The organism is Kocuria sp. SM24M-10 (assembly GCF_001027955.1).
In the GTDB taxonomy this organism is placed as follows: Bacteria; Actinomycetota; Actinomycetes; order Actinomycetales; family Micrococcaceae; genus Kocuria; species Kocuria oceani.
The window spans coordinates 1-24,645 of record NZ_LDNX01000158.1; the positions used below are offsets into that span (position 1 = coordinate 1).

18 protein-coding genes are annotated in these 24,645 nt (G+C 74.2%); 12 read left to right on the plus strand and 6 right to left on the minus strand.

From position 1 onward, the window contains the following. The 5 genes from ABL57_RS18810 to ABL57_RS18830 form a co-directional block, all read right to left on the minus strand. The coding region (locus ABL57_RS18810) for a DUF3376 domain-containing protein (RefSeq protein WP_047805019.1) at positions 1-2,915 on the minus strand (2,915 nt) is incomplete at its 3' end. Between the two features lie 7 nt (positions 2,916-2,922). Continuing rightward, positions 2,923-4,221 (minus strand): glycosyltransferase, encoded by a 1,299-nt coding sequence (locus ABL57_RS18815; RefSeq protein WP_047805020.1) that lies wholly within the window; start codon positions 4,219-4,221, stop codon positions 2,923-2,925. After that, positions 4,218-6,416, minus strand: coding sequence for a glycosyltransferase (locus ABL57_RS18820; protein WP_082157584.1), 2,199 nt, complete (start codon positions 6,414-6,416; stop codon positions 4,218-4,220). The genes ABL57_RS18815 and ABL57_RS18820 overlap by 4 nt, the downstream gene beginning before the upstream one ends. 52 nt (positions 6,417-6,468) lie before the next feature. Next, the gene (locus ABL57_RS18825; RefSeq protein WP_371212496.1) at positions 6,469-7,455 is read right to left on the minus strand and encodes a bile acid:sodium symporter family protein; all 987 of its coding nucleotides are present in this window, start codon (positions 7,453-7,455) and stop codon (positions 6,469-6,471) included. Then, complete coding sequence (locus ABL57_RS18830; protein ID WP_047805021.1) at positions 7,449-8,108, minus strand: MBL fold metallo-hydrolase; 660 nt, start codon at positions 8,106-8,108, stop codon at positions 7,449-7,451. The genes ABL57_RS18825 and ABL57_RS18830 overlap by 7 nt, the downstream gene beginning before the upstream one ends. Before the next feature lie 283 nt (positions 8,109-8,391). Between ABL57_RS18830 and ABL57_RS18835 the strand changes: the two genes are divergently transcribed. The 12 genes from ABL57_RS18835 to secG all read left to right on the plus strand — a co-directional run bounded on the left by ABL57_RS18835 (position 8,392) and on the right by secG (position 23,543). Beyond that, positions 8,392-8,985 carry a MarR family winged helix-turn-helix transcriptional regulator gene (locus tag ABL57_RS18835; RefSeq protein WP_053005189.1) on the plus strand — a complete coding sequence of 198 codons (594 nt, stop codon included), beginning with the start codon at positions 8,392-8,394 and terminating at the stop codon, positions 8,983-8,985. Then, positions 8,982-10,718 (plus strand): MDR family MFS transporter, encoded by a 1,737-nt coding sequence (locus ABL57_RS18840; protein WP_047805022.1) that lies wholly within the window; start codon positions 8,982-8,984, stop codon positions 10,716-10,718. Before ABL57_RS18835 ends, ABL57_RS18840 begins: the two co-directional genes overlap by 4 nt. 44 nt (positions 10,719-10,762) lie before the next feature. Continuing rightward, positions 10,763-13,762: an excinuclease ABC subunit UvrA gene (gene uvrA / locus ABL57_RS18845; protein WP_238986132.1), complete on the plus strand. Its 3,000-nt coding sequence runs from the start codon at positions 10,763-10,765 to the stop codon at positions 13,760-13,762. Next, positions 13,759-14,454, plus strand: coding sequence for an HAD hydrolase-like protein (locus ABL57_RS18850; protein WP_047805023.1), 696 nt, complete (start codon positions 13,759-13,761; stop codon positions 14,452-14,454). Before uvrA ends, ABL57_RS18850 begins: the two co-directional genes overlap by 4 nt. A gap of 13 nt (positions 14,455-14,467) precedes the next feature. Then, positions 14,468-16,525, plus strand: a complete 2,058-nt coding sequence (gene uvrC / locus ABL57_RS18855; protein WP_047805024.1) for an excinuclease ABC subunit UvrC — start codon at positions 14,468-14,470, stop codon at positions 16,523-16,525. Between the two features lie 191 nt (positions 16,526-16,716). Next, positions 16,717-17,640 (plus strand): RNase adapter RapZ, encoded by a 924-nt coding sequence (gene rapZ / locus ABL57_RS18860; protein WP_047805025.1) that lies wholly within the window; start codon positions 16,717-16,719, stop codon positions 17,638-17,640. Between the two features lie 31 nt (positions 17,641-17,671). Beyond that, positions 17,672-18,739, plus strand: coding sequence for a uridine diphosphate-N-acetylglucosamine-binding protein YvcK (gene yvcK, locus ABL57_RS18865; protein ID WP_047805026.1), 1,068 nt, complete (start codon positions 17,672-17,674; stop codon positions 18,737-18,739). 47 nt (positions 18,740-18,786) lie between these two features. Then, on the plus strand, positions 18,787-19,767 hold the full coding sequence (gene whiA, locus ABL57_RS18870; RefSeq protein ID WP_047805027.1) for a DNA-binding protein WhiA: 981 nt from the start codon (positions 18,787-18,789) through the stop codon (positions 19,765-19,767). A 245-nt stretch (positions 19,768-20,012) separates the two neighbouring features. After that, positions 20,013-21,017 (plus strand): type I glyceraldehyde-3-phosphate dehydrogenase, encoded by a 1,005-nt coding sequence (gap, locus tag ABL57_RS18875; RefSeq protein WP_047805028.1) that lies wholly within the window; start codon positions 20,013-20,015, stop codon positions 21,015-21,017. Positions 21,018-21,056: 39 nt separating this feature from the next. Then, a complete protein-coding gene (gene pgk, locus ABL57_RS18880) occupies positions 21,057-22,280 on the plus strand; it encodes a phosphoglycerate kinase (RefSeq protein ID WP_047805029.1) in 1,224 nt (407 codons plus the stop codon). Between the two features lie 122 nt (positions 22,281-22,402). Further along, entirely contained in the window at positions 22,403-23,218 is an 816-nt protein-coding gene (tpiA, locus tag ABL57_RS18885; RefSeq protein WP_047805030.1) for a triose-phosphate isomerase, read from the plus strand. Between the two features lie 70 nt (positions 23,219-23,288). After that, positions 23,289-23,543 (plus strand): preprotein translocase subunit SecG, encoded by a 255-nt coding sequence (gene secG, locus ABL57_RS18890; RefSeq protein WP_047805031.1) that lies wholly within the window; start codon positions 23,289-23,291, stop codon positions 23,541-23,543. Between the two features lie 134 nt (positions 23,544-23,677). On the opposite strand, the gene ABL57_RS18895 is transcribed toward secG, so the two are convergent. After that, positions 23,678-24,645, minus strand: a 968-nt coding sequence (locus ABL57_RS18895; RefSeq protein ID WP_047805036.1) for an ISL3 family transposase, incomplete at its 5' end; no start/stop codon positions are given.

The window sequence follows — 24,645 nt, forward strand, 5'->3', positions numbered from 1 at the left end:
CGGTGCACCGTGCGCGCCAGGGCGGAGGCCAGCAGCACGGCGCCGGTGCCGACGAGGACGAGCTCGCCGGCGCGGCCGGCCGGGTCCGGCGCGGCGAGCAGCCCGAGGGCCACGGCGGCCGCCACGAACCCGAGCGCGGCGCGGACCGGGGCGAGCAGCAGGGGGAGGAGCACGAGGACGGGCTGCACCAGGAACAGCAGCAGCTCCCACACCCCGCGAGGCAGGTCCGGGGTCCCGGCCAGGGCCCGGCCGAGCACCCGCAGCCCGCGCGAGGCCAGCGAGACCCGGTAGCCCGGGGTGAGCCGGGCCAAGCCGTCCGCCCCGGCCTCCAGGGTCGTCAGGGCGTGCTGCCGGTCCCCGCCGCCGAGCTCGTCCAGCAGGCTCTGCTGCAGCGCGGCGGCCTCCTGCGCCGGCCGCTGCGCTGCCGGGTCCGCGCCGGCCGGCGCCTCGGTGCCCGCACGGGGGTCGACGCCGGGCCCGGACCGTGCGGGCAGCCCGCGGAGGAACGACGCCGCACCGGCCGCGGCGTCGAGGCGGCCCCACCACCAGTCGTTGGCGCGCCAGTCGGCGGCGAGGAAGCCGCGGAAGTTGAACAGCCCGGCGCCGGCGAGCTTGTCCCGCGCGGGCAGCCGCTCGGCGTCGGAGGCCAGGATCCCGCGCAGCTCGTCGTCGCCGGCGCCGGGGAGCCCCGCCGCGTCGAGGGCGCGCTGCAGCCGCCGCCGCGCCCAGGCGGGCGGCAGCGGTCCCAGGTCCTCGGGCCGGGCGGGCGCGCCGTCGCCGCGGATCTCCCCGTAGCTGATGCCGGAGACCGGCGTGGGGATGCCGGCCGCCGCGAACAGCGGGGGCAGGTCCGCGGCGGACGGCACCGGGCCCGTGACGGGCACCGCGGACCAGGGGGACTCGCGCCAGATGCTGCGCCGGCTCGGCCCCGGGCCGTCGGGCTCCTCGTCCCCGGGGGCGGACGGCGCGCCGGGCCCGCCGTCCGCCCAGCGCTCGGCCCCCAACTGCGCCCGGACGGCGGCGTGGGCGCCGCGCAGCGCGGCCACCGCGGCGTCGATCTCCTGCCATGCCTCCTCCCCGGCCCCGGGTGCCGGGACGGAGGCGTCCAGCCAGACGGGGACCGCGGCCGTGACCGGGGCCCCGGGGTCCGCGCAGACCTCCAGCACCGCCGCGAACAGTGCGTCCCGCGCGTGGCCGGCGGCGGCCAGCACCCGGTACGCGCTCGCCCGGGCGGGCGCCGGGTCGAAGCCGGCGGACGGGACCGGGCCGGCCACGGGGCCCACCCCTGGGGCGAGCAGCAGCGACTCGAGGAAGCGCACCCACGCGAGCACGCAGGACGCCGCGTCGGCCAGCGCCTGCGGGCCGCGCAGCACGGCCGTGGCCTCCGGGGCCGTCAACGGGCCGCGGGACAGGGCGTCGTAGCGCCCGGCGAGCTCCTGCCGCAGCGGCTCGACCTCGGCCGCGTCCCGGGCGTGCACCTCCCGGCGCCGGGGGAGCGTGGAGGCCAGCTGCCACTGCGCGGGCCGGGTCAGCAGGCGGGCCAGCAGCGCGGCGTCCGCCCGGGCCCGGTAGCGCACGTACGCCCGGCGCCGGTCCTCCCGCGCGGCCGGGTCCCAGGCGACGGGCAGCGCGGCGAGCGGGTGCAGCCGCCCGTCGGCCAGCAGCCGGTCGTCCCGGCGGTCGGAGAGGGCCAGGACCTCGTCCTCGCCCGTCTCCCGCCGGCGCAGCCGGGTGACCGTGGCCCAGAGCGTGCGCACCAGGCGCGGCAGGTCCAGGTCGCCGGCGCGCACCGGCCGCGCGGCGGGCGGGTCCGGGTCCAGGTAGAGCAGGCAGCGGTCGGCGTGGCGCAGCGAGGTCCGGGTGCCGGCGGCCGCCACGGCCCGGTCGATGGGGATGTTGTCGAAGACCCCGCCGTCGACCACCCGGAAGGGCAGTTGCTCCGGGTCGCGGTGGGCCGAGAAGGCGTGGCTGAGGTCCGGGCGGGGGAACCCGCCGAGCCGCCCCGCGGTCGGCGCCGACCACACGGCGGCGGGTTCGAACGCGCCGGGGAACGAGGACGTCGCGCGGGCCGCGTAGGCCAGCCGGGCCAGGGAGGCGGCGCGGTGGCCGGCCTCCTCGGGCGTCTCCGGAGAGGGCTTCCCGGCCGCCGCGGGACGGGCGGGGATGTCATTGCCCAGCGGCGGGGCGGGGCGGCCCGGTTCCGGGGAGGAGAAGTGGAACCCGCCGCGGCCCTCCGCCGCGCCGCTGTGGCCGGAGGGGTCGCTGTCCAGCACGGTGGCGGACAGGTCCACGGACACGTGCTCGGCGACCAGGTCGGGGTGGTGCCGCGGGTCCCCGTGCACGGCGGCGAGCAGCTCGTGCACGCGCGGCCACAGGTACGCGTCGCCCTGGAGCAGTGAATCGACCGGTGCCCGCCCCAGGGGGCGCAGCAGCCGGCCCAGCGCCGCGTGCTCCTGCCACAGCAGGCCCAGGGCGCCCAGCCCGGTGCCGGCGCGCTGGGCCACGGCGTGCACCACGCTGTTCAGCCCGCCGGCACTGGCCCCGGCGAGGAGGTCGAACTCCACCCGGTCGTAGCCCGCGTCCGCGAGCAGCCCGGCGTAGACCCGGGCGCGCTCGGCCGTGTGCGGGTCGGACTCGCCCGCGGGCTGCAGCAGCAGGGCGTGCAGCCCGCCCGCCGGGTCCCGGTGGATCCGGATCCGGCGCAGCAGGTCCAGCTCCGCGACCGCCCCGCCGATCCACACCGCCAGGCTGACCCCGCCGCGCATGGCCAGGGCGAACCGGAGCGTGCGCCCGAAGGCGGGCGGCCGTCCCTCCGCGGCCTCGGCCAGGCGCCGGTCCGGCGGCAGGACGCTCAGCCGCAGCCCGGTACCCGGTGCGCCCGCCCCCGGTTGCGCCCCGGCCCGTTCGGCCGGCACGGCCCGCTCACCCTGCAAGGGCCGCGAACGCCCGTTGGGGGCCCGGACGGCGGGCGAGCCCGTGCCGCAGCTCCTCGAGCAGCTCCCGGCCCCCGTGCCCGTCGTCGAGTAGCGCGGCCGTGGCCTCCCGGATCTCGGCGGCGGTGACCGCGTTGGGGTCCAGCACGGTGCCCAGTCCTGCCGTCTCCAGGGCGGCCGCTCCGGCGAACTGGTCCGTGGACAGGGGCAGCAGCAGCAAGGGCACCCCGGCGGTGAGCGCCTCGGTGACGCTGTTGTTGCCGCCGTGCGAGATCGCCGCGCGCGCCCGGCGCAGCAGGGTCACCTGGGGCAGGGAGCCGCGCACGAGCCAGTCCGCCGGCACCGGTCCCAGGGCGGCGGGCGGCGTGGCGCCGGCGGCCAGGGCCACCCGGACGTCGAGGCCCCGCAGCGCCTCGGCCACCCGGGCGAGCACGTCCCCGCGCACCGAGAGGAAGCTGCCGAGGCTGACGTAGACGACCGGGCGGTCCGAGGCGGCCAGCCACGCGGCCACCTCGGGGTCCTCGCTCTCCTCCCGCACGGCCGAACCCAGGAACGTGTGCTCGGGCAGCCGGCGGGTCCGGGAGTCGTCGTGGAGCTCGCCCGGGTAGTTGAGCAGCAGGTCGTCGCCGGTCTCCGCGAACGCGTCCGCGCTCGCGGGCGCGCCCGGGGCGAGCTGCTGCAGCGCGTCGTTCCACTGCTGCGTGAACTCGTCCCGCACAACCGAGCACAGCCGGTGCAGGGCCGCCAGCTCCGCGGGGGACGGGCGCAGTCGGCCGGGCCAGGCCGGCGGGTGCCCGTACACCTCGTCCGCCACGGTCAGGGCGGAGGGGTGGCCCAGCACCACGTCGGCGTGCCGGACGCCGCTGCCGGTGAGCGCCAGGCGGGCGCTGAAGGCTAGGTGGTCCACGAGCACCCGGTCCGGGCGCACCCGCTCCACCACGGCCTGCACGCGCCGGGCCGTGCCCAGCGGGTCCCACAGCAGGTCGTCGCGGCGGGCCCGGGCCTGGAAGGACAGGGTCTCCACGGGCCCGCGCCGGGTCGCGGCGAAGAACCCGCGCAGCGCGTCGTCCTCCCCGGCCGGCTGCTCCTCCGCCCGGATCACCCCGGGGTTGGACCCGCGCCCCAGCGGCAGCAGCTCCACGTCGTAGCCGAAGTCCCGGGCCAGGGGCGCGGTGGCCGGGCCCGTGGCCACGACCACCCGCTGCCCGGCGTCGCGCCAGGCGGTGGCCAGGGTGGCGAGGGGGAAGAGGTGGGACGCGTAGTCCGGGCTGATGACGAGCAGGGTCACGGGGTGGGGCTCCTGTCGGTGGCGGCGGCCGCGACGCGGCCGTAGACGACGGTGAGGGCCTGCGCCATGCCTTCGATGCTGAACCGTTCGCGCACGGTGGCGTAGGCGGCCGCCGCCGCGTCCTCGGCGCCGGGGGCGGCGGCGAGGTCCAGGGCGCGGGCGGCGCCCCGGGACAGGGCGGCGGGGTCGCGGGTGTCGACGAGGACGCCGGTCAGGCCCTCCTGCACGAAGGTCGCGGGGCCGCCGGCCGCGGGGGCCACCACGGGCAGCCCGCTCGCCAGCGCCTCGACGAGTGCGACCCCGAACTCCTCCTTGACGCTGGCGCACACGTAGGCGCCCCGGGCGGCGGCGAGCCCGGGCCGGCCCCGGCGCACCGCGGCGAGCCAGACGGCCACCGTGCCGTGGGGCCGGTGCCCGGCCAGGAGCAGGCCGCGGGCGGCGGCCTGCGCGAGGGGCACGGCGGCGTCGATGCGCTCCAGCTGCTCGCGCTCGTCGGCCGAGGGGTGGGCGAGGTTCCCGCCGACGACGAGCAGGTTGCAGCGGGCGCGCAGCTGCTCGTCGGCGGCCCAGGCCTCGACCAGGTGCGCCGTGCCCTTGACCCGGTGCAGGCGCCCGACCGTGACGACCAGCGGCAGGCCGCGCCGCGAGGCCGGGAGGCCGGCGAGGACGGCGTCGAGCTCCTCGAGCTCCCGCCCCGCGCCCGCCCCGGCCTGCGCGGCGGCCCGGTCGACCGAGTCCAGGTCGATGCCCTCGGGGACCACGGTGCACCGCCCGGGCGCGTCCGGGTCGAGGCCGAGCAGCTCGCGGGCGTCCCGGGCGAGGTCCGGGCGCGGGAACAGCACCAGGTGCTCCGCCCCGGCGGCGAGGTCGGCGAGCAGGCGCACCCGGAACCACAGGTGCTCCACGGCGTCGGCGGCCCCGAAGCCCTCCCGGGTGAGGGTGCCGGCCGCCTCGCGGGCCGCGACCAGCGCGTGCGGATCGGGGGCCATGGTCAGCACCCGCGGGATGCCCTGCTCCGCCGCCACGGCCGCGACGACCAGCGAGCCGACGTCGGCCATCCGCAGGTGCACGACGTCCACGGGACCCGCCGCCCGGAGCGCGCGCCGCAGGCCGCGCTCCGCGGCGACCCTCCGGGGCCAGGCCTCGGCCAGGGGCACCGGGGCGCCCTGGAACGGCACGACGCCGAAGACGTGCCCCGGCCCGGCCAGCCCGGGCAGCGCGGCCCGGGCCTCGTCGTGGCTGCCGCGGGAGACCGTGACCACCCGCCCCACCCCGGTGCCGTGCCCGGGGCGGTGCGCCGCGAGGGCGTCGCCGAGCTGGGCGAGCAGGGTGGCGATCCCGCCGTTGTCCCCCCGCCCGGAGAAGGTGAGGTCCCGGTCGATCTCCGCGTGCAGGAACGCCTGCAGCACGGCCGGGCCGCTCCCGGCCGGCGGGGGAGCGGCCGGGCCCGCCTCCAGCTCCGCCCGGGCCAGCCGCGCGACCGATGCCAGCGCCCCGCCCGCCCGCGCGCACTCGGCGGCGAGGTCTCCGAGCCCGGGCACGCCCTCCGGGTCCTCGTGGTGCCGCTCGACGAGGGCCTCCAGGGCGGCCCCGCGCACCGCGTGGTCCTCGGCGGGGTCCCCGGCCAGCGCCCTGAGCAGCCCGGTGGCGCCGGAGCCGGGCACCAGGCCCACGGTCTCGGTGAGGCGGGCGCGGGCGCCGGGTTCGGAGGTGCCCGCCAGGGCGTGGACGAGCGCGTCGCTGACGGGATCCGCGGCGGCGGGCGCCCAGGCCTGCAGGGTGCGCTGGGCCAGCATGCCGGGAAAGCCGCCTCCGGCGACGAGGTGGGTCAGGACGGGCACGGCCCGGACGACCGGGGGCCGTCCGGCGAGGGACCACGCCGTGTGCTCCCGCACCCAGGCTCTGCCGTCGTCCAGCAGGGCGGTGAGCAGCGCGTCCGGCCGGGACCCGGGCACCGCGGCCAGGGCGTGGACGGCGGCCAGCACGGCGAGCTGGTCCTCGCCCCGGCGGATCTCCTCCACCAGCACCGGCAAGGCCGCGTCCGGCTCCTCCCGGGCGGCGGCGGCGAGGGCGTCGGCGCGGCGGATGCCGTCCAGGATCGTGGGGGCGGTCCGCACGGCGGTCAGGGCGGCGGCCGGGCGCGCGCCGGTGCGCCCCGCGGAGGTGTCCGGTGCGCAGGGCGCGACGAAGGTCATGGGCTCACGCTAACCGACGGCGGCGGGCCGCCGGAGCCGGAGTGGGGGATTCTCAGGATTCTGGGAGCCGGCGGGCAGCCCGGGCGTCGGCCCGGCGGCAGAGCAGGGCGAACACGGCTCCGGAGAGGTTGTGCCACACCGAGAACACCGCCGCCGGCAGGGCCGCCAGCGGGTTCATGTACTGGGCGGCGAGCCCCGCGGCCAGGCCGGAGTTCTGCATGCCCACCTCCACCGCGGTGGCGCGGCGCACGGAGACAGGCTGCCGCGTGACGGCACCCACGAGGTGGCCCAGGGTCAGGCCGAGGGCGTTGTGCAGGGCCACGGCGGCGAGGACGAGCAGCCCGGCCTCGACGATCCGGTCCGCGCTGGCCGAGACGACGATGGCCACGATCAGGGCGATGGCCGCGACCGAGACCCACGGCAGGACGGGCAGGGCGCGCCGGACCAGCCCCGGCACGAGCAGCCGCACGGCCAGACCGGCAACGACCGGCAGGAGCACGATCTTGGTGATCGACCAGGCCATGGCGGCCCCGTCCACCGGCAGGTACTGCCCGGCCAGCCAGAGGGTCAGCAGGGGAGTGAGCACGGGGGCGAGCAGGGTGGAGATCGACGTCATCGCGACGGACAGTGCGACGTCCCCGCGGGCGAGGTAGGCCACGACGTTCGAGGCCGTGCCGCCGGGGGCGCAGCCGACCAGGATCACGCCGGCGGCGAGCTCCGGCGGCAGCCGGAGCAGGAACACCACGAGGAGGGCGAGCAGGGGCATGATCACGTACTGGGCGGCCACACCCAGCAGCACCGGCAGCGGACGCCGGGCCACCAGCGCGAAGTCCACCGGGCGCAGGGTCAGGCCCATCCCGAACATGACCAGTCCCAGCAGCGGGTTGATCCACCCGGACAGCCCGCTCACCGTCCCTGGGGCCAGGAAGCCGACGAGTCCGCCGGCGAGCACCAGGACGGGGAAGACCAGGACGGCGACATAGGCGCTGCGGTCGGGCGCGGCGGCCTCGATGGTGGTGCCGGGACCGGCGTTCACCACCCGCGGGCCCGCCACTCCTCGAGGTGCGGGCGCTCCGCCCCCAGCGTGGTGGGCCTGCCGTGGCCGGGATGGACGACCGTGTCGTCGTCGAAGCGGTCGAAGATCCGCTCGGTGACGTCGTCGAGGAGCTGCCGGAAGTCCTCCGGGCCGTCGGTCCTGCCGACGCCGCCGGGGAAGAGGGAGTCGCCGGAGAAGATGTGCGCCGGTCCCTGCGGGTCGCGGTAGACCAGGGCGATCGAGCCGGGCGTGTGCCCGCGCAGGCCGATGACCTCCAGGTCGAAGCCGTCGAACTCGGCGGTGTCCCCGTCCTCGAACGTCAGGTCCATGGGCACGGCGATGTCGGCCTCGTCGTCGGCGCCGCAGGCGGTCATCGCCTCGGAGCGGGAGCGGACCTCCTCGAGGGCGCGCACGTGGTCCCAGTGCGAGTGCGTGGTGATGATGAGCTGGAGGCTGCCGAAGGCCTTCGAGCAGTCCCCGTTGCCGGCGCCCACGAGTCCGGCGATGGCACGGGGGTCGTCCGCGGCGTCGATGAGCACCTGGGTGCCCTCGTCCTTCGAGGTGAGGAGGTAGACGTTGTTGTCCATCTCGCTCACGGAGATCCGGCGGATCGTGACCTCGGCGAGGTCGGTGACCTCCGTCTTCGATGCGATCATGAGGACGAAGGTACGCCGGAGTCCAGCGACTCGCCAGTCGGGCCTGCGGGGGCCTGCGACGGGCCGGGGCGGCAGCCGGGAGTGACCGGACCCACCCCGTCGGGCCTTGTGGACCACCCCCCGCCCTCGTATAGTTGCGTGCGGCAACAAATCATCAGGAGCGGTGAGCGCTCCGCGTCCGCACCGTCACCGGCGCGGTCCCGCGTGCGGCGGGAGCCGTACCGGAGCGGTCGCCCCGTCGTCGTTGTCGCCCCGCCCGTCCCCGAGCCCCGGAGGATTCCCGTTGCCCGTCTCCCACGACACCGCCGTGGAGCTGGTGCGCGACCTGCTGGAGCTGCAGCGGGTCATGAAGCGCGTGACCAAGACCGACGCCGGCCAGCGCCGGCTCAACCCCACCGCGATCGCCCTGCTCTACTACCTCGACAGCAACGGGCCCCGCCGGGCCGCCGTGATGGCCTCGGACACCGGCCTGGGCCCCTCGGGTCTGAGCCGCCAGCTGGCCGTCCTGGAGGACGAGGGCCACGTGGAGCGCACCCCCGACCCGGACGACGGCCGCGCCGCGCTCGTGGCCATCACGGAGCGCGGCCGTGAGCAGGTCCGCGCCGTCGTGGAGCAGGACGCCCAGCGCCTGGCGGCACGGCTCGAGGGCTGGGACGAGGACCAGGCCCGCGCCAGCCGCGGCGCCATCAACGAGATCACCACCGTCTTCCTGGACTCCCTCGGCGCGGAGCGCACCACCTCCTGCCGGGAGGCCCGGAGACCCCCGCGCACCGGACCGGCCACCGCCGACGAGGAGCACGAGGGGGAGCACGCAGAGCACCCGGGGAGCCCACGGCCCCCGCAGCACCGGGACCACGAGGAGGAGACCGCGAGATGACCGCACCCCAGCCAGCCGCCGCACCGGGCGGAGGGACCGGCGCGTCCCACCGGGACGTGCTCCGCGCCCTCACCGGCATCCTCTCCGTGTTCTTCATGGCGATGGTCACCCTCACCATCATCGGCACGGCCCTGCCGGTGATCATGGCCGACCTCGGCGGGGACCAGACCTCCCTGTCCTGGACGGTCACCGGCACCCTGCTGGCCAACGCCGCCACGACACCCGTGTGGGGCAAGCTCGCCGACCTCTTCGACAAGAAGAAGCTGCTGCAGCTGTCCATCGTGATCTTCGTCCTCGGCTCCGCGATGGCCGGGCTGTCCCCGACCATCGAGTTCCTCATCCTGGCCCGCGTGGTCCAGGGCATCGCCATGGGCGGCATCATGGCCCTGGCGATGACCATCATGGGCACGATCATCCCGCCCCGCGAGCGCGGCCGCTACGCCGGCTACATGGGCGCCGTCATGGCCGTGGCCACCTCCGCCGGCCCGCTGCTGGGCGGGCTCATCGTCGACCTCTTCGGCTGGCGCTGGGTGTTCCTGATCCCGGCCCCGCTGGCGGTCCTCGCCGCGGTGCTGGTCCACCGCACCCTGCAGATCCCGCCCCAGGCGCCGCGGCGGGTGAGCATCGACTGGCTGGGCATCGCCCTGCTGATCGTCTCGGCCTCCGCGCTGCTGCTGTGGGTCTCCCTGGCCGGTCAGCCGGGCATGTTCGCGTGGGTCTCCGGGACCTCCGCTGCCCTCCTGGCGACCGCGCTCGTCGGGACCGTCCTGTTCGTCCTCGTCGAGCAGCGCGCCGCGGAGCCGGTGGTGCCCATCCGGGTGGTCACGGAGCGCACCACGGCGCTCGCCATCCTCGCGGCGATCGCCACCGGCGGGGCGATGTTCGCCTCGACCACCTACCTGGGCCAGTACTTCCAGCTGGGCCAGGGCTTCAGCCCCACCATGGCCGGGGTGCTCATGCTCCCGCAGGTCTTCGGCTCGCTCGTGGGCGCCACGGTCGCCGGGCAGCTGATCACCCGCTACGGGCGGTGGAAGATCATCCTGGTCGTGGCCGCGGTGCTGATGTCCACGGGCCTGTTCCTCGCCTCCACGCTCACGCACGACACCCCGCTGTGGGCCGTGAGCGCCTTCATCCTGCTCGTGGGCCTGGGCATCGGCGCGCTGAACCAGAACCTGGTCCTGGCCGTGCAGAACACGGTGGGGCTCAAGGACATGGGGGCGGCGTCCTCCTCGGTCGCGTTCTTCCGCACCATGGGCGGAGCCGTGGCGGTCGCGGTCTTCGGCGCGCTGATGAGCTCCCACCTGGCCGCGGAGCTCACCGCCCGCACCCGGGCCCAGGGCGGGGACCCCGCCGCCGTGGACTCCTCCACGATGGACCTGGACTCGCTGCCCGCCTCGGTGGAGGGCATCGTGCGGGAGGCCTACGGCACGGGCACCGGTCTGGTCTTCCTCGTGGCCGCCATCGCCTCCCTCGTCACGCTGCTGGCCGTGCTCCTGATCAAGGAGGTCCCGCTGCGCCGCACCGTGGACATCGTCGAGGTGGACCCGGAGACCGGCCAGCTCAAGGTCGTCACCCGCACCCTCGACGCCCGGGAGGTCCGGCGCCGGCAGCGCGAGGCCGGGACCGGGCGGTCCTCGGGGGACGACTCCGTCGCGGACCCGGACGCCGGGAGAGACGGCGTTCCGGACCGTGTGCACGAGGACACCTCCACCGGCCCCGTGGACCGGGTGTGAAGCGGCCCACGGAGCCCGTGGTCATGTCCGGGCCCGGTACTAGAGTGGAGGGCGTGTCTGAGCCGATCCCCACGTCCACCCTGGTCCTGAACCCCGCCGACGAGCCCTCCGAGCCCGGCGCGGGCGCCGCCTCCGCCGCCGTGTCCAGGGCCACCCACAAGTCCGATCTCACCGAGATCGTGGTCCAGGGGGCGCGCGAGCACAACCTCGACAACGTCTCGCTGACCGTGCCCCGGGACGCGATGGTCGTGTTCACCGGCCTGTCCGGCTCCGGGAAGTCCTCGCTGGCGTTCGACACGATCTTCGCCGAGGGCCAGCGCCGGTACGTGGAGTCCCTGTCCTCCTACGCCCGGATGTTCCTGGGCCGGGTGGACAAGCCCGACGTCGACTTCATCGAGGGACTGTCCCCGGCGGTGTCCATCGACCAGAAGTCCACCTCCCGCAACCCGCGCTCCACCGTCGGGACGATCACCGAGATCTACGACTACATGCGCCTGCTGTGGGCGCGCATCGGTCAGCCGCACTGCCCCGTGTGCGGGGAGAGGATCGAGAAGCAGACCCCGCAGCAGATCGTGGACCAGCTGCTGGAGATGCCGGAGAAGACCCGCTTCCAGGTCCTCGCCCCGGTGGTGCGCGAGCGCAAGGGCGAGTTCGCCGACCTCTTCCAGGAGCTCTCCACGAAGGGCTTCTCGCGCGCCACCGTGGACGGGGAGACCGTCCAGCTCTCGGACCCGCCCAAGCTCAAGAAGCAGTACAAGCACACCATCGAGGTCGTCGTCGACCGCCTCGTGGTCAAGGAGGGCATCCGCCAGCGCCTGACCGACTCGGTCGAGACGGCGCTGGGCCTCGCCGAGGGCCGCGTCGTCGTCGAGCTCGTGCCCCGCTCCGACGAGGAGATCGCCCACCCGCTGGAGCTGCGCCGGCCGTTCTCCGAGAACCTCGCCTGCCCCAACGAGCACCCGCTGCAGGCCGACGAGATCGAGCCCCGCTCCTTCTCCTTCAACGCCCCCTTCGGGGCGTGCCCGGAGTGCGACGGCATCGGCTCCCGGCTCGAGGTCGACGAGGACCTGGTGGTCCCCAACGCCGACCTCTCCCTGGTGGAGGGCGCCATCGCCCCGTGGTCGCTGGGCAAGGCCACCAGCGAGTACTGGAACCGGCTGCTCGCCGGGCTCGGCCAGGAGGTCGGCTTCGACCTCGTCACCCCCTGGGGCAAGCTGCCCGCCAAGGCGCGCAAGGCGATCCTCGAGGGCAAGGACTACCAGGTCACCGTGGCCTACCGGAACCGCTTCGGCCGGGAGCGCCGCTACACCCAGGGCTTCGAGGGCGTGATCGGCTACATCAAGCGCAAGCACGCCGAGACCGAGTCCGACCACGCCAAGGACCGCTACGAGCAGTACATGCGCCAGGTCGCCTGCCCCGCCTGCGACGGCGCGCGGCTGAACCCGACCATGCTCGCCGTGACGGTCGGCGGGAAGAACATCGCCGAGACCACCCGCATGCCCATGCGCGAAGCCCACGAGTTCTTCCGCGACCTGCAGCTGAGCGCACGGGACGCCAAGATCGGCGACCAGGTGCTCCGGGAGATCCAGGCCCGCCTGACGTTCCTCGTGGACGTGGGCCTGGACTACCTCAACCTGGAGCGCGCCGCCGCGACGCTCTCCGGCGGCGAGGCCCAGCGCATCCGCCTGGCCACGCAGATCGGCGCCGGGCTCGTGGGCGTGCTCTACGTCCTCGACGAGCCCTCCATCGGCCTGCACCAGCGGGACAACCGCCGGCTCATCGAGACCCTCACCAAGCTGCGGGACATGGGCAACACCCTCATCGTGGTCGAGCACGACGAGGACACCATCCGCGAGGCCGACTGGATCGTGGACGTCGGCCCCGGCGCCGGCGAGCACGGCGGCCGGGTGGTGCACTCCGGGACCTACGACGAGCTGCTCGCCAACGAGCGCTCCATCACCGCCGACTACCTCTCCGGGCGCAAGGCCATCGGCGTGCCCGCCCGGCGGCGGCCGGTGGACCGCAAGCGCATGCTCAAGGTCGTGGGCGCGCGCGAGAACAACCTCCAGGGCATCGACGTGGCGTTCCCGCTCGGCGTGCTCACCGCCGTCACCGGGGTGTCCGGGTCCGGGAAGTCCACCCTGGTCAACGACATCCTCTACACGTCCCTGGCCAACAAGCTCAACGGCGCCAAGCAGGTCCCGGGCCGGCACAAGCGGATCGACGGCGTGGACCAGCTGGACAAGGTGGTGCACGTGGACCAGAGCCCCATCGGGCGGACCCCGCGCTCCAACCCGGCGACCTACACCGGGGTGTTCGACCACATCCGCAAGCTCTTCGCCGAGACCCCCGAGGCGAAGGTGCGCGGCTACCAGGCCGGCCGGTTCTCCTTCAACGTCAAGGGCGGGCGCTGCGAGGCGTGCTCCGGCGACGGCACGATCAAGATCGAGATGAACTTCCTGCCCGACGTCTACGTCCCGTGCGAGGTGTGCAAGGGTGCCCGGTACAACCGGGAGACCCTCGAGGTGCACTACAAGGGCCGGACCATCGCCGAGGTGCTGGAGATGCCCATCGAGGAGGCCGCGGAGTTCTTCAAGGCGTTCGGCCCGATCGCCCGGCACCTGAACACCCTCGTGGACGTGGGCCTCGGCTACGTCCGCCTCGGCCAGCCCGCCACCACCCTGTCCGGCGGCGAGGCCCAGCGCGTGAAGCTGGCCGCCGAGCTGCAGAAGCGCTCCAACGGCCGCTCGATCTACGTGCTCGACGAGCCCACCACCGGGCTGCACTTCGAGGACATCCGCAAGCTGCTGCTCGTGCTGCAGGGCCTGGTCGAGAAGGGCAACACGGTGATGACCATCGAGCACAACCTCGACGTCATCAAGTCCGCCGACTGGGTGGTGGACCTCGGGCCCGACGGCGGCTCCGGCGGCGGCCGGGTGATCGCCGAGGGCACCCCCGAGCAGGTGGCCCGCAACGCGGACAGCCACACCGGGCGGTTCCTCGCCGAGATCCTCGGCGAGCAGACCGCGGGAGCCCTCCGATGACCGCCCCCGTGGTGCTCTGGGACCTCGACGGCACGCTCCTGGACCCGGCCGGGGCGATCACCGGGGGCATCGCCCGGGCGCTCGCCGAGCACGGGCACGCCGTGCCCGAGGACCTGCACCGCTTCGTGGGCCCGCCCGTGGGCTGGTCCCTGCGGGCGTTCACCGACGTCCCGGAGGAGGAGATCGCGCGCGTGGTGACCACCTACCGTGCCCGGTACCGCACCGAGGGCCTGGCGCAGACCCGGGTCTACCCCGGGGTGGAGGACCTGCTCGCGCAGCTGCACGGCGCGGGGGTGCGGATGGCCGTGGCCACCCAGAAGCCCGAGCCCACCGCGGAGCTGGCCGTGGAGCGGTTCGGCCTCGGCCGCTGGTTCGAGACCGTCTCGGGGGCCGCCGACGACGCCGCGGCCGCCCCGCGCGACGGAGCGGTCCACGACAAGCCCGCGATCATCGGCGAGGCCCTGCGCCGGCTCGGCGTGGACGCCCCGGACCCGGCCCGCACGGTGATGGTCGGGGACCGCCGCTACGACGCCGAGGGCGCGCTCGCCCACGGGATCGACTGCCTGGGCGTGCGCTGGGGCTTCGCCGGCGAGGACGAGCTCGGGACCGGCTTCGCCGCCGTGGCCGGGGACGCCGCCGAGCTCGGGGAGCTGCTGGACCGGTACACCCAGCCCGCGCCGACGGGCCGCTGAGGGGGCCCGGACCGTGGCCGATCCGGAGAGCTACCGCCCCGCCCGCCAGGACATCCCGACCGACCCGGGCGTCTACCGCTTCCGGGACGAGTACGGGCGCGTGGTCTACGTGGGCAAGGCGAAGAACCTGCGCAACCGGCTCAGCTCGTACTTCGCGCCCCCGCACACGCTCAGCCCCAAGACCCGCGCCATGGTCACCACCGCGGCCGGGGTGGAGTGGACCGTGGTGGGCAGCGAGCTGGAGTCCCTGCAGCTCGAGTACACGTGGATCAAGGAGTTCAAGCCCCGGTTCAACATCGCCTACCGGGACGACAAGTCCTACCCCTACCTCGCCGTGACCATGTCCGAGACGGTCCCGCGCGCCCAGGTGGTGCGGGGGGAGAAGAAGAAGGGCAACCGCTACTTCGGCCCCTACTCCCAGGCCTGGGCGATCCGGGAGACGCTCGACGCCCTCCTGCGCGTCTTCCCGGTCCGCACGTGCTCCAAGGGCGTCTACCGGCGCGCCGAGCAGTCCGGGCGCCCCTGCCTGCTCGGCTACATCGACAAGTGCTCCGCGCCCTGCGTCGGCCGGATCTCGGAGGAGGACCACTACGCCCTCGCCGAGGACCTGTGCCGCTTCATGGCCGGCCAGGCCACCCCGTTCGTCAAGGAGCTGCAGCGGCAGATGCAGGAGGCCGCCGCGGACATGGACTTCGAGACCGCCGCCGCCCGCCGCGACGACATCGCCGCCCTGGAGAAGGCCTTCGAGCGCAACGCCGTGGTGCTCTCCGACAGCACGGACGCGGACTTCTTCGCCCTCGCCGAGGACGAGCTCGAGGCCGCCGTGCAGGTCTTCCACGTGCGCGGTGGCCGCATCCGCGGCCAGCGCGGCTGGGTCACCGAGAAGGTCGAGGAGGCCGACGGCGGACGGCTGCTGGAGCAGCTGCTCGAGCAGGTCTACGGGGAGACGGCCGCGGAGGCCTCCGAGAGCGCCGCCATCGCCGCGGCCGCCGCGCCGCCGGAGCCGCGCGGCTCCAAGCACCGGCCCGCCGCCGAGCTCGCCTACCGCGAGGACGCCATCCCGCGCACCGTGCTGCTCTCCGAGCCCGCCGACAGCGCCGACCGGCTCGAGGAGTGGCTCTCCGGGCTGCGCGGCTCCCGGGTCACCATCGCGGTCCCGCAGCGGGGCGAGAAAGCCCACCTGATGGAGACGGTGCGGGAGAACGCCCGGCAGGCGCTGAAGCTGCACAAGTCCAAGCGCGCCGGGGACATCACCACCCGCTCCGCCTCGCTGCAGGAGCTGCAGGAGGCGCTGGGCATCCCGGTGCCGCTGATGCGCATCGAGTGCTACGACATCTCGCACGTGCAGGGCACCAACGTGGTCGCGTCCATGGTCGTGTTCGAGGACGGGCTGCCGCGCAAGGCGGACTACCGCAAGTTCTCCATCACCGGGGAGGCGGCCCGGGACGACACCGCCTCGATGTACGACGTCATCTCCCGCCGCTTCCGCCGCCACCTCGAGGAGAAGGCCCAGCGGGAGGCCGCCGGTCCCCGCACCGGGCAGGTCGAGGCCGGTGCCGAGGCGCCGGAGCGGGCGCGGTTCGCGTACCCGCCCAGCCTCGTGGTGGTCGACGGCGGCCCGCCGCAGGTCGCCGCCGCGGCCCGGGCGCTGGCCGACCTCGGCATCGACGACGTCCACGTGGTCGGCCTCGCCAAGCGGCTGGAAGAGGTGTGGGTCCCGGACGACGAGTTCCCGGTGATCCTGCCGCGGGCCAGCCAGGGCCTGTTCCTGCTCCAGCGCATCCGCGACGAGGCCCACCGCTTCGCCATCACCTTCCACCGCAAGAAGCGCTCCTCGGCGATGACCGTCTCCGTGCTGGACGAGCTGCCCGGGGTGGGGCCGGCCAAGCAGAAGGCCCTGCTCAAGCACTTCGGGTCGGTCAAGAAGCTCAGAGCGGCCCGGGTGGAGGAGATCGAGCAGGTGCCGGGGTTCGGTCGGGCGCTGTCGGAGAAGGTCGCCGCCGCCCTGCAGTCCCAGCAGGAGGACGCCGCCCCGGCCGTGAACATGACCACGGGCGAGGTGCTCTCCTGAGCCGCCGCCCCGCGTCGTGACGGCCGGCCCGGGCCGCGAACCCGGTTAGGCTGGAACGGACCGCCGCGGGCACGGGCGGCGGGCCACCGTCCCGGGCGGGGCGGCCCGCGGCCGGACGGCCCGGGACGGGACGGTCCGGAGCAGGACACGTGAGGGCAGGCCGAGGCAGGACGACGGGAGACGGATCGGACATGAGCGAGCACACCGCCGGCACGGACACGGCCGCGGACGGAACGAACCACGCGAAGCCCACGAGCTCGGAGCTGCTCATCGTCACCGGCATGTCCGGGGCCGGGCGCAGCACCGCCGCCAACGCCTTGGAAGACCTCGGCTGGTACGTGGTCGACAACCTGCCGCCGCAGATGCTGCACACCCTCGCGGACCTCGTCTCCCGCACCCCGCAGGCCCTGCCGAAGCTGGCCGTGGTGATCGACGTCCGCGGCAAGGCGCTGTTCAACGACATGAAGGAGACGCTCGCGGCCCTGGAGACCTCCGACGTCGACTTCTCCGTGCTGTTCCTGGACGCGGCCGACGAGGTGCTGGTCTCGCGCTACGAGCACCAGCGCCGGCCCCACCCCCTCCAGGCCGGCGGCCGGATACTGGACGGGATCCGGGCGGAGCGGGCCCTGCTGACGGACCTGCGGGAGTCGGCCGACGTGGTGCTGGACACCTCCGGGTTCAACGTGCACGCCCTGTCCAAGGCCGTGGCCGACCTCTTCTCCACCAACGGGCCCGTGGTGCTGCGCCTGACCGTGCTCAGCTTCGGCTTCAAGTACGGGGTCCCGGCGGACGCGAACTACGTGGCCGACGTCCGCTTCATCCCGAACCCGCACTGGGTCCCGTCCCTGCGGCCCCGCACCGGCAAGGACCCCGAGGTGCGGGACTACGTCTTCCAGGACGAGGGGCCCCGCCAGTTCGTGGACCGCTTCGTCTCGATGCTGGAGCCGGTCTTCGCGGGGTACCGTACGGAGAACAAGCACTACGCCACCATCGCGATCGGCTGCACGGGCGGGAAGCACCGCTCCGTGGCCGTCAGCGAGGAGGTGGCCCGCAGGCTCGCCAAGCTGCCGCTCGTGACCGTCAGCATCCAGCACCGGGACGTGGGCCGGGAGTGACCGGCCAGCCCTGACCCCCTTTGGACCCTCGATGACCATTCCCCCCACCGGCGCGTTCCCCCGGCTGCCGCTGAGCAGCCGCGCCGAGGCCGACCCGCACCACACCCCGGACCCGTCCGGGCGGCGCCCCGGCGACGAGAGCCCCTCCGTGGTGGCCCTCGGCGGCGGGCACGGGCTCTCGGCGAACCTCGCCGCACTGCGGCGCATCACCCCGCTGCTCACCGCCGTCGTGACGGTCGCCGACGACGGCGGCTCCTCCGGCCGGCTGCGCGACGAGCTCGGTGTCCTGCCCCCGGGGGACCTGCGGATGGCCCTCGCCGCCCTGTGCGACGACTCGGAGTGGGGCCGGACGTGGCGCGACGTCATGCAGCACCGCTTCAGCAGCGCCCCGGGCCGGGCCACGACCCTGGACAACCACGCCCTGGGCAACCTGTTGATCGTCACGCTGTGGGAGCTGCTGGGGGACCCGGTGGCCGGCCTCGAGTGGGCCGGTGCCCTGCTGGGCGCCCGCGGCCGGGTGCTGCCGATGTCCACGCAGCCGCTGGTGATCGCCGGCGACGTGCCCGGCGCCGGGACCCCCGGCCGCCCGGCGGACCCGGGCGCGGTCCGCACGATCACGGGGCAGGCGGTGCTCGCCAAGCAGGCCGACGTGGGCAACGTGCGCCTCGTCCCGCCCGACGCCCCGGCGTGCCCGCAGGCCGTGGAGGCGGTCGGGCTCGCGGACTGGGTGATCCTGGGACCGGGATCCTGGCACACCTCCGTGCTGCCGCACCTGCTGCTGCCGGCGCTGCGCCGGGCCATCTGCGACTCCGCGGCCCGCCGCTGCGTCACGCTGAACCTGTCCCCGGACACCGAGACCCAGGGCAAGACCGCGGCCGATCACCTGCGGGTCCTGCACGCCTACTGCCCCGACCTGGCCCTCGACGTCGTGCTGGCCGACCCCTCCGCCACCGAGGACGGTGCCGACCTCGAGGAGGTCGCCGCGTCCCTGGGCGCCGAGGTCTTCTACGCCGACGTCCGGGCCCACCCCGGCACCGCCGTGCACAACACCCTCCGGCTCGCGGCCGCCTACCAGGAGATCTTCGAGCGCCACCGCTGAGCCCGCCCGCACCGCCCCACATCCAGAGTCCCCAGGAAAGGAACCGCGTGGCCCTGACGTCATCGGTCAAGGAAGAACTGTCCCGCCTCGAGATCAAGAAGTCCTCGGAACGGCGCGCCGAGCTGTCGGCCCTGCTGCGCTTCGCGGGCGGACTGCACATCGTCTCGGGACGCATCGTCGTCGAGGCGGAGGTCGACCTCGGCGCCACGGCGCGCCGGGCGCGCCGGGCGATCGCCGAGGTCTTCGGCCACGAGAGCGAGATCGTGGTCGTCTCCGGCGGCGGACTGCGCCGCGGCAGCTCCTACGTGGTGCGCGTCGTCCAGGACGGTGAGGCCCTCGCTCGGCGCACCGGGCTGCTGGACTCGCGCGGGCGCCCGGTGCGCGGGCTGCCGCCGGCCGTGGTCAACGGGGCCGTGGCCGACGCCGAGGCCGTGCTGCGCGGCGCCTTCCTCGCCCACGGCTCCCTCACGGAGCCCGGCCGCTCCGCCGCGATGGAGTTCACCTGCCCCGGGCCCGAGGCCGCCCTGGCGCTGGTGGGCGCGGCCCGCCGGCTCGGGGTGCTCGCGAAGGCCCGCGAGGTCCGGGGGGTGGACCGGGTGGTCGTGCGCGACGGTGACGCGATCGCGGCGCTGCTCACCCGGATGGGCGCCCACCAGACGCTGCTGCAGTGGGAGGACCGCCGGATGCGCAAGGAGGTCCGGGCCACCGCCAACCGGCTCGCCAACTTCGACGACGCCAACCTCCGCCGCTCCGCCCAGGCCGCCGTCGCCGCCGGCGCCCGGGTGGAGCGGGCGCTGGAGATCCTCGGCGACGAGGTCCCCGAGCACCTGCGGCAGGCGGGGGAGCTGCGGCTGTCCAACAAGCAGGCGAGCCTGGACGAGCTCGGCCGGCTGGCCGACCCCCCGCTGACCAAGGACGCGGTCGCCGGCCGGATCCGCCGGCTGCTGGCCATGGCGGACCGCCGAGCCGAGGAGCTGGGGATCCCGGGCACGGACGCGGGAGTGGCCGCGGACGCCATGCCGTCCTGAGCGCCGTCCGGGATGCTGCACCGCCGGGGCCGGCGGGGGAGACCCGCCCGCCCCGGCGTGGTGCGGCCCGGGCTCGATCTGCCTCTCCGTGGGTTTCCGATGCCCTGGACACCAGAATGTTGTTTTGTGTGGGTTTTGGGATGAATTCGGGTTGAATCTTTCACGACCCCAAGACATCCCATCGATAACCACGTAGAATAGACGCGGTTCATCGATCCAGATCCCGACCAACACAGGAGAACCCAGTGACCATTCGAGTGGGAATCAACGGCTTCGGACGCATCGGACGCAACTTCCTCCGCGCGGCGCGCGAGCAGGGCAACAACATCGAGGTCGTGGCGGTCAACGACCTCACGGACCCGGAGACCCTGGTCCACCTCTTCAAGTACGACTCCATCATGGGCCGCTACCCCGGTGAGGTCGCCCTGAACGGCGACGGCATGACCGTCGACGGCCAGCAGATCACGTTCCTCGCCGAGCCGGACCCCGCGAAGCTGCCCTGGGGCGACCTGGGCGTGGACGTCGTCGTCGAGTCCACCGGCCGCTTCACCAACGGCAGCAAGGCCAAGGCCCACCTGGACGGCGGCGCCAAGAAGGTCGTCCTGTCCGCACCGGGCAAGGAGATCGACGGCACCTTCGTGCCGGGCGTGAACCTGGACTCCTACGACTCCGCGTCGATGAACATCGTCTCGGCGGCCTCCTGCACCACCAACTGCCTCGCCCCGATGGCCAAGGTGCTCAACGACGCGTTCGGCATCGAGCGCGGCCTGATGACCACCATCCACGCCTACACCGCGGACCAGAACCTGCAGGACGGCCCGCACTCGGACCTGCGCCGGGCCCGCGCCGCCGCCCTGAACATGGTGCCCACCACCACCGGCGCTGCCGCCGCCGTCGGCCTGGTGCTGCCGGAGCTCAAGGGCAAGCTGGACGGCTTCGCCGTGCGCGTCCCGGTGCCCACCGGCTCCGTGGTCGACCTGACCTTCGAGGCGTCCCAGGAGGTCTCCGTCGAGGCCGTCAACGCCGCCATGAAGGAGGCCGCCGAGGGCCCCATGAAGGGCATCGTCAAGTACACCGAGGACCCCATCGTCTCCTCGGACATCCAGGGCGACAGCATCTCCACGATCTTCGACGCCCCGCTGACGAAGGTCATCGACAACCAGGTCAAGGTCATCGCCTGGTACGACAACGAGTGGGGCTACACCTCCCGGCTCGTCAACGTCGTCCAGCACGTCGGCGACCAGCTCTGAGCGGCGGCGGCGCGGCGGCCCCGGGGTAGGGTGAGTGGCATGGCTCATGCACTTGACGAACTGATCGCCGACGGCGTCGCCGGACGCCGCGTCCTGGTCCGCTCGGACCTCAACGTCCCGCTGGACGGCTTCGCGGTGACCGACGACGGACGCGTCCGCGCCTCGCTGCCGGTCATCGAGAAGCTCGCCCACGCCGGGGCCCGCGTCATCGTGATGGCGCACCTGGGGCGCCCGAAGGGAGAGGTCGACCCGAAGTACTCGATCGCCCCCGCCGGGCAGCGCCTGGCCGACCTGGCCGACGTGCCGGTGCGGGTCGCCACCGACGTCGTCGGCCCGGACGCCCGGGACAAGGCCGGGGCCCTGGCCGACGGCGAGGTGCTGGTGCTCGAGAACGTGCGCTTCGACCCCCGGGAGACCTCGAAGGACGACGCCGAGCGCGGCGCCTTCGCGGACGAGCTCGCCGCCCTGACGGGTGAGGGCGGGGCCTACGTGGACGACGCGTTCGGGGCGGTGCACCGCAAGCACGCCTCCGTCTTCGACATCGCCCACCGGCTCCCGGCCTACCAGGGCGACCTGGTCAAGCGGGAGCTCGACGTGCTCACGAAGGTCGTCCAGGACCCGGAGCGGCCGTTCGTGGTCGTCATGGGCGGCTCCAAGGTCTCCGACAAGCTCGCCGTGATCGAGAACCTCATCGGCAAGGCCGACTCCCTGCTCATCGGCGGAGGGATGGTCTTCACGTTCCTGGCGGCCCAGGGCCACCGCGTCGGCGGGTCGCTGCTGGAGGAGGACCAGATCGAGACCGTCAAGGGCTACCTCGAGAAGGCCGCCGCCGCCGGCACGGAGATCGTGCTGCCCGTGGACGTCGTGTACGCGGCGGCGTTCGCCGCCGACGCGGCGCACGAGACCCGTCCCGTGGAGGACATCGTGGGCGGCGAGATCGGGGCCTCCGGCCTCGGCCTGGACATCGGCCCCGCCTCGGCGGCGCTGTTCGCCGAGCGGATCAAGGCCGCGCGCACCATCTTCTGGAACGGCCCCATGGGCGTGTTCGAGATGGACGCGTTCGCCGCCGGCACCCGGGAGGTCGCCGAGGCCATCGTCGCCGCGGACGCCATGAGCGTGATCGGCGGCGGGGACTCCGCCTCGGCGGTGCGCAACCTGGGCTTCCGCGACGACCAGTTCGGCCACATCTCCACCGGCGGCGGAGCCTCCCTCGAGTTCATCGAGGGCAAGGAGCTGCCCGGGGTCGTCGCCCTCGGCGCCTGACCCGCACGCACCACCGCGGAAGGGCACCCCGGCCCCGCACGGCCTGGGTGCCCTTCCGGCCCAGCGCACCACTGCCGACCCGCACGACGAGCGGCGCACCCGCCGCGGACAGGAGTTCCCCGATGACTTCGCAGACCAACGGACAGTTCGACCGCACGCCGCTGATCGCGGGCAACTGGAAGATGAACATGGACCACGCCCAGGCCATCACGCTGCTGCAGAAGCTCGCGTGGATCCTGGACGACGCCAAGCACGACTACTCCCGCGCCGAGGTGGCGGTCTTCCCGCCGTTCACCGACCTGCGCTCGGTGCAGAGCCTCGTCGACGGCGACGACCTGCGCGTGGTCTACGGCGCCCAGGACCTCTCCGACAAGGACTCCGGCGCCTACACCGGCGACATCTCCGGGCAGTTCCTGGCCAAGCTCGGCTGCACCTACGTGCTCGTGGGCCACTCGGAACGCCGCACGATCCACGGCGAGACCGACGAGCAGTGCAACGCCAAGATCGGCGCCGCCCACCGCCACGGCCTCGTCCCGGTGCTGTGCGTGGGCGAGGGCCTCGAGGTCCGCCAGGCCGGGGACCATGTCGCGTTCACCCTCGAGCAGCTGCGCGGCTCCATCGCCGGACTCGACGCGGAGCGGGTGGCCGAGCTCGTCGTGGCCTACGAGCCGGTCTGGGCGATCGGCACCGGCGAGGTCGCCGGCCCCGGCGACGCCCAGGAGATGGCCGCGGCCATCCGCGCGGAGCTCGCCGGGCTCTACGACGAGGCGACCGCCGCGAAGACCCGCATCCTCTACGGCGGGTCGGCGAAGGCCGCCAACGCCGGGGCGATCCTGCAGGGCAAGGACGTGGACGGCGTGCTGGTCGGCGGCGCCAGCCTCGACGCGCAGGAGTTTGCTAGCATTGCCAGGTTCGAGCAGCACCTCGTGACCGACTGATCACGACCCCCTGACCGTCCGCGCCCCGCCCGGCGCGGCTGCTCGACGGACACCCCGAGGGAAGGCCCCAGTGGAAATTCTGCAGACCGTGCTCCTGGCGATCATCGTGATCACCAGCCTCCTGGCCGTCCTGCTCGTGCTCCTGAACAAGGGCAAGGGCGGCGGGCTCTCCGACATGTTCGGCGGCGGGATGACCCAGTCGCTCAACACCTCCGGGGTGGCCCAGAAGAACCTCATCCGGCTCACCACCGGCACCGCCGTGGTGTGGGCGCTGTCCATCGCTGCCTACGCGCTGGTCATGCGCTTCGCCGAGGTCGCCGCCTGACCCGGTTCCGCACCGGCTGAGCGCGCTCCGCACGCAACCGGCCCCGGGTTCCCCGGCCGACCACGACGTTCCGTGATCGACCGGGGAACCCGGGGCCGGTCGCTTTTACTGGCTCTTCGGTCATTGAGTGGGGATCAGGGGATGAGCCCGCCGGCCGCCAGGAGCATACGGAGCCGGTAGTTGTCCCGGTTGCGGTAACCGCGGGCCAGGCGGCGATGGAGCTCGATGATCCCATTGATGGCTTCCGTCCCGCCGTTCGATGAGCGGCCGGTGCTGAAGTAGGCCAGAAACGAGTCCTTCCAGCGGCGCAAGGTCCGTCCGAGCCGTGCGATCTCCGGAACCGGGCAGGTGTGGAACGTGGCCAGGACCTTCTCAGCGAGCCTGCGGCCCTCGGCGAGGTCGGCAGCCCTGTAGGCAGCCCTGAGGTCCTGGGCGCACTGCCAGGCAAGGTAGACCTCTTCGTGAGCCGGATCGGCACGAACGGCGTTGGTGACCCGGTTGGCCTGACGGTCGGTGAGGTGCTCGGCTCCGGCCCGCAGGGTGCGCTGAATCCCGTACAGCGGATCGCCCTTACGGCCTCGCCGGCCCATGGTTTGCTGCTGGATACGGCGGCGGACCTCGTCCACGGCCTGGGTTCCGAGCTTGACGACGTGAAAGGCATCCAGCACGGCCACGGCGTCCTCGAGCTGGTCCTCGATCGCACCCCTGTATCCGGCGAAGGGGTCCAGGGCGGCGACCCGCACCCCGGCCCGGAACGACTCGGAGCGTTCGGCCAGCCAATCGGCGTAGGCCTTCTTCGACCGGCCCGGCACCAGGTCCAGCAGCCGGGCCCGTACCTTGCCCGTGGCATCCCGGGAGAGGTCGACCATCCCGGTCAACTCCTTCGGGCCCCGCTTCCGGGGATCGACGTGATGCCAGATGTGCTCATCGACCCCCAGGGAGTCCACGGCCTCGAAGCGGGACTGATCGGCGGCCATCCGTTCCAACTCGGGCCTGATCGCGCCCCAAACGGCCCGCCACGCGGTGCCGAACTGCCGGGCCAGGCCGGCGATGGTGGCGTGCTCCCGACGCAGTATCCAGCAGCAAACCATGGGCCGGCGAG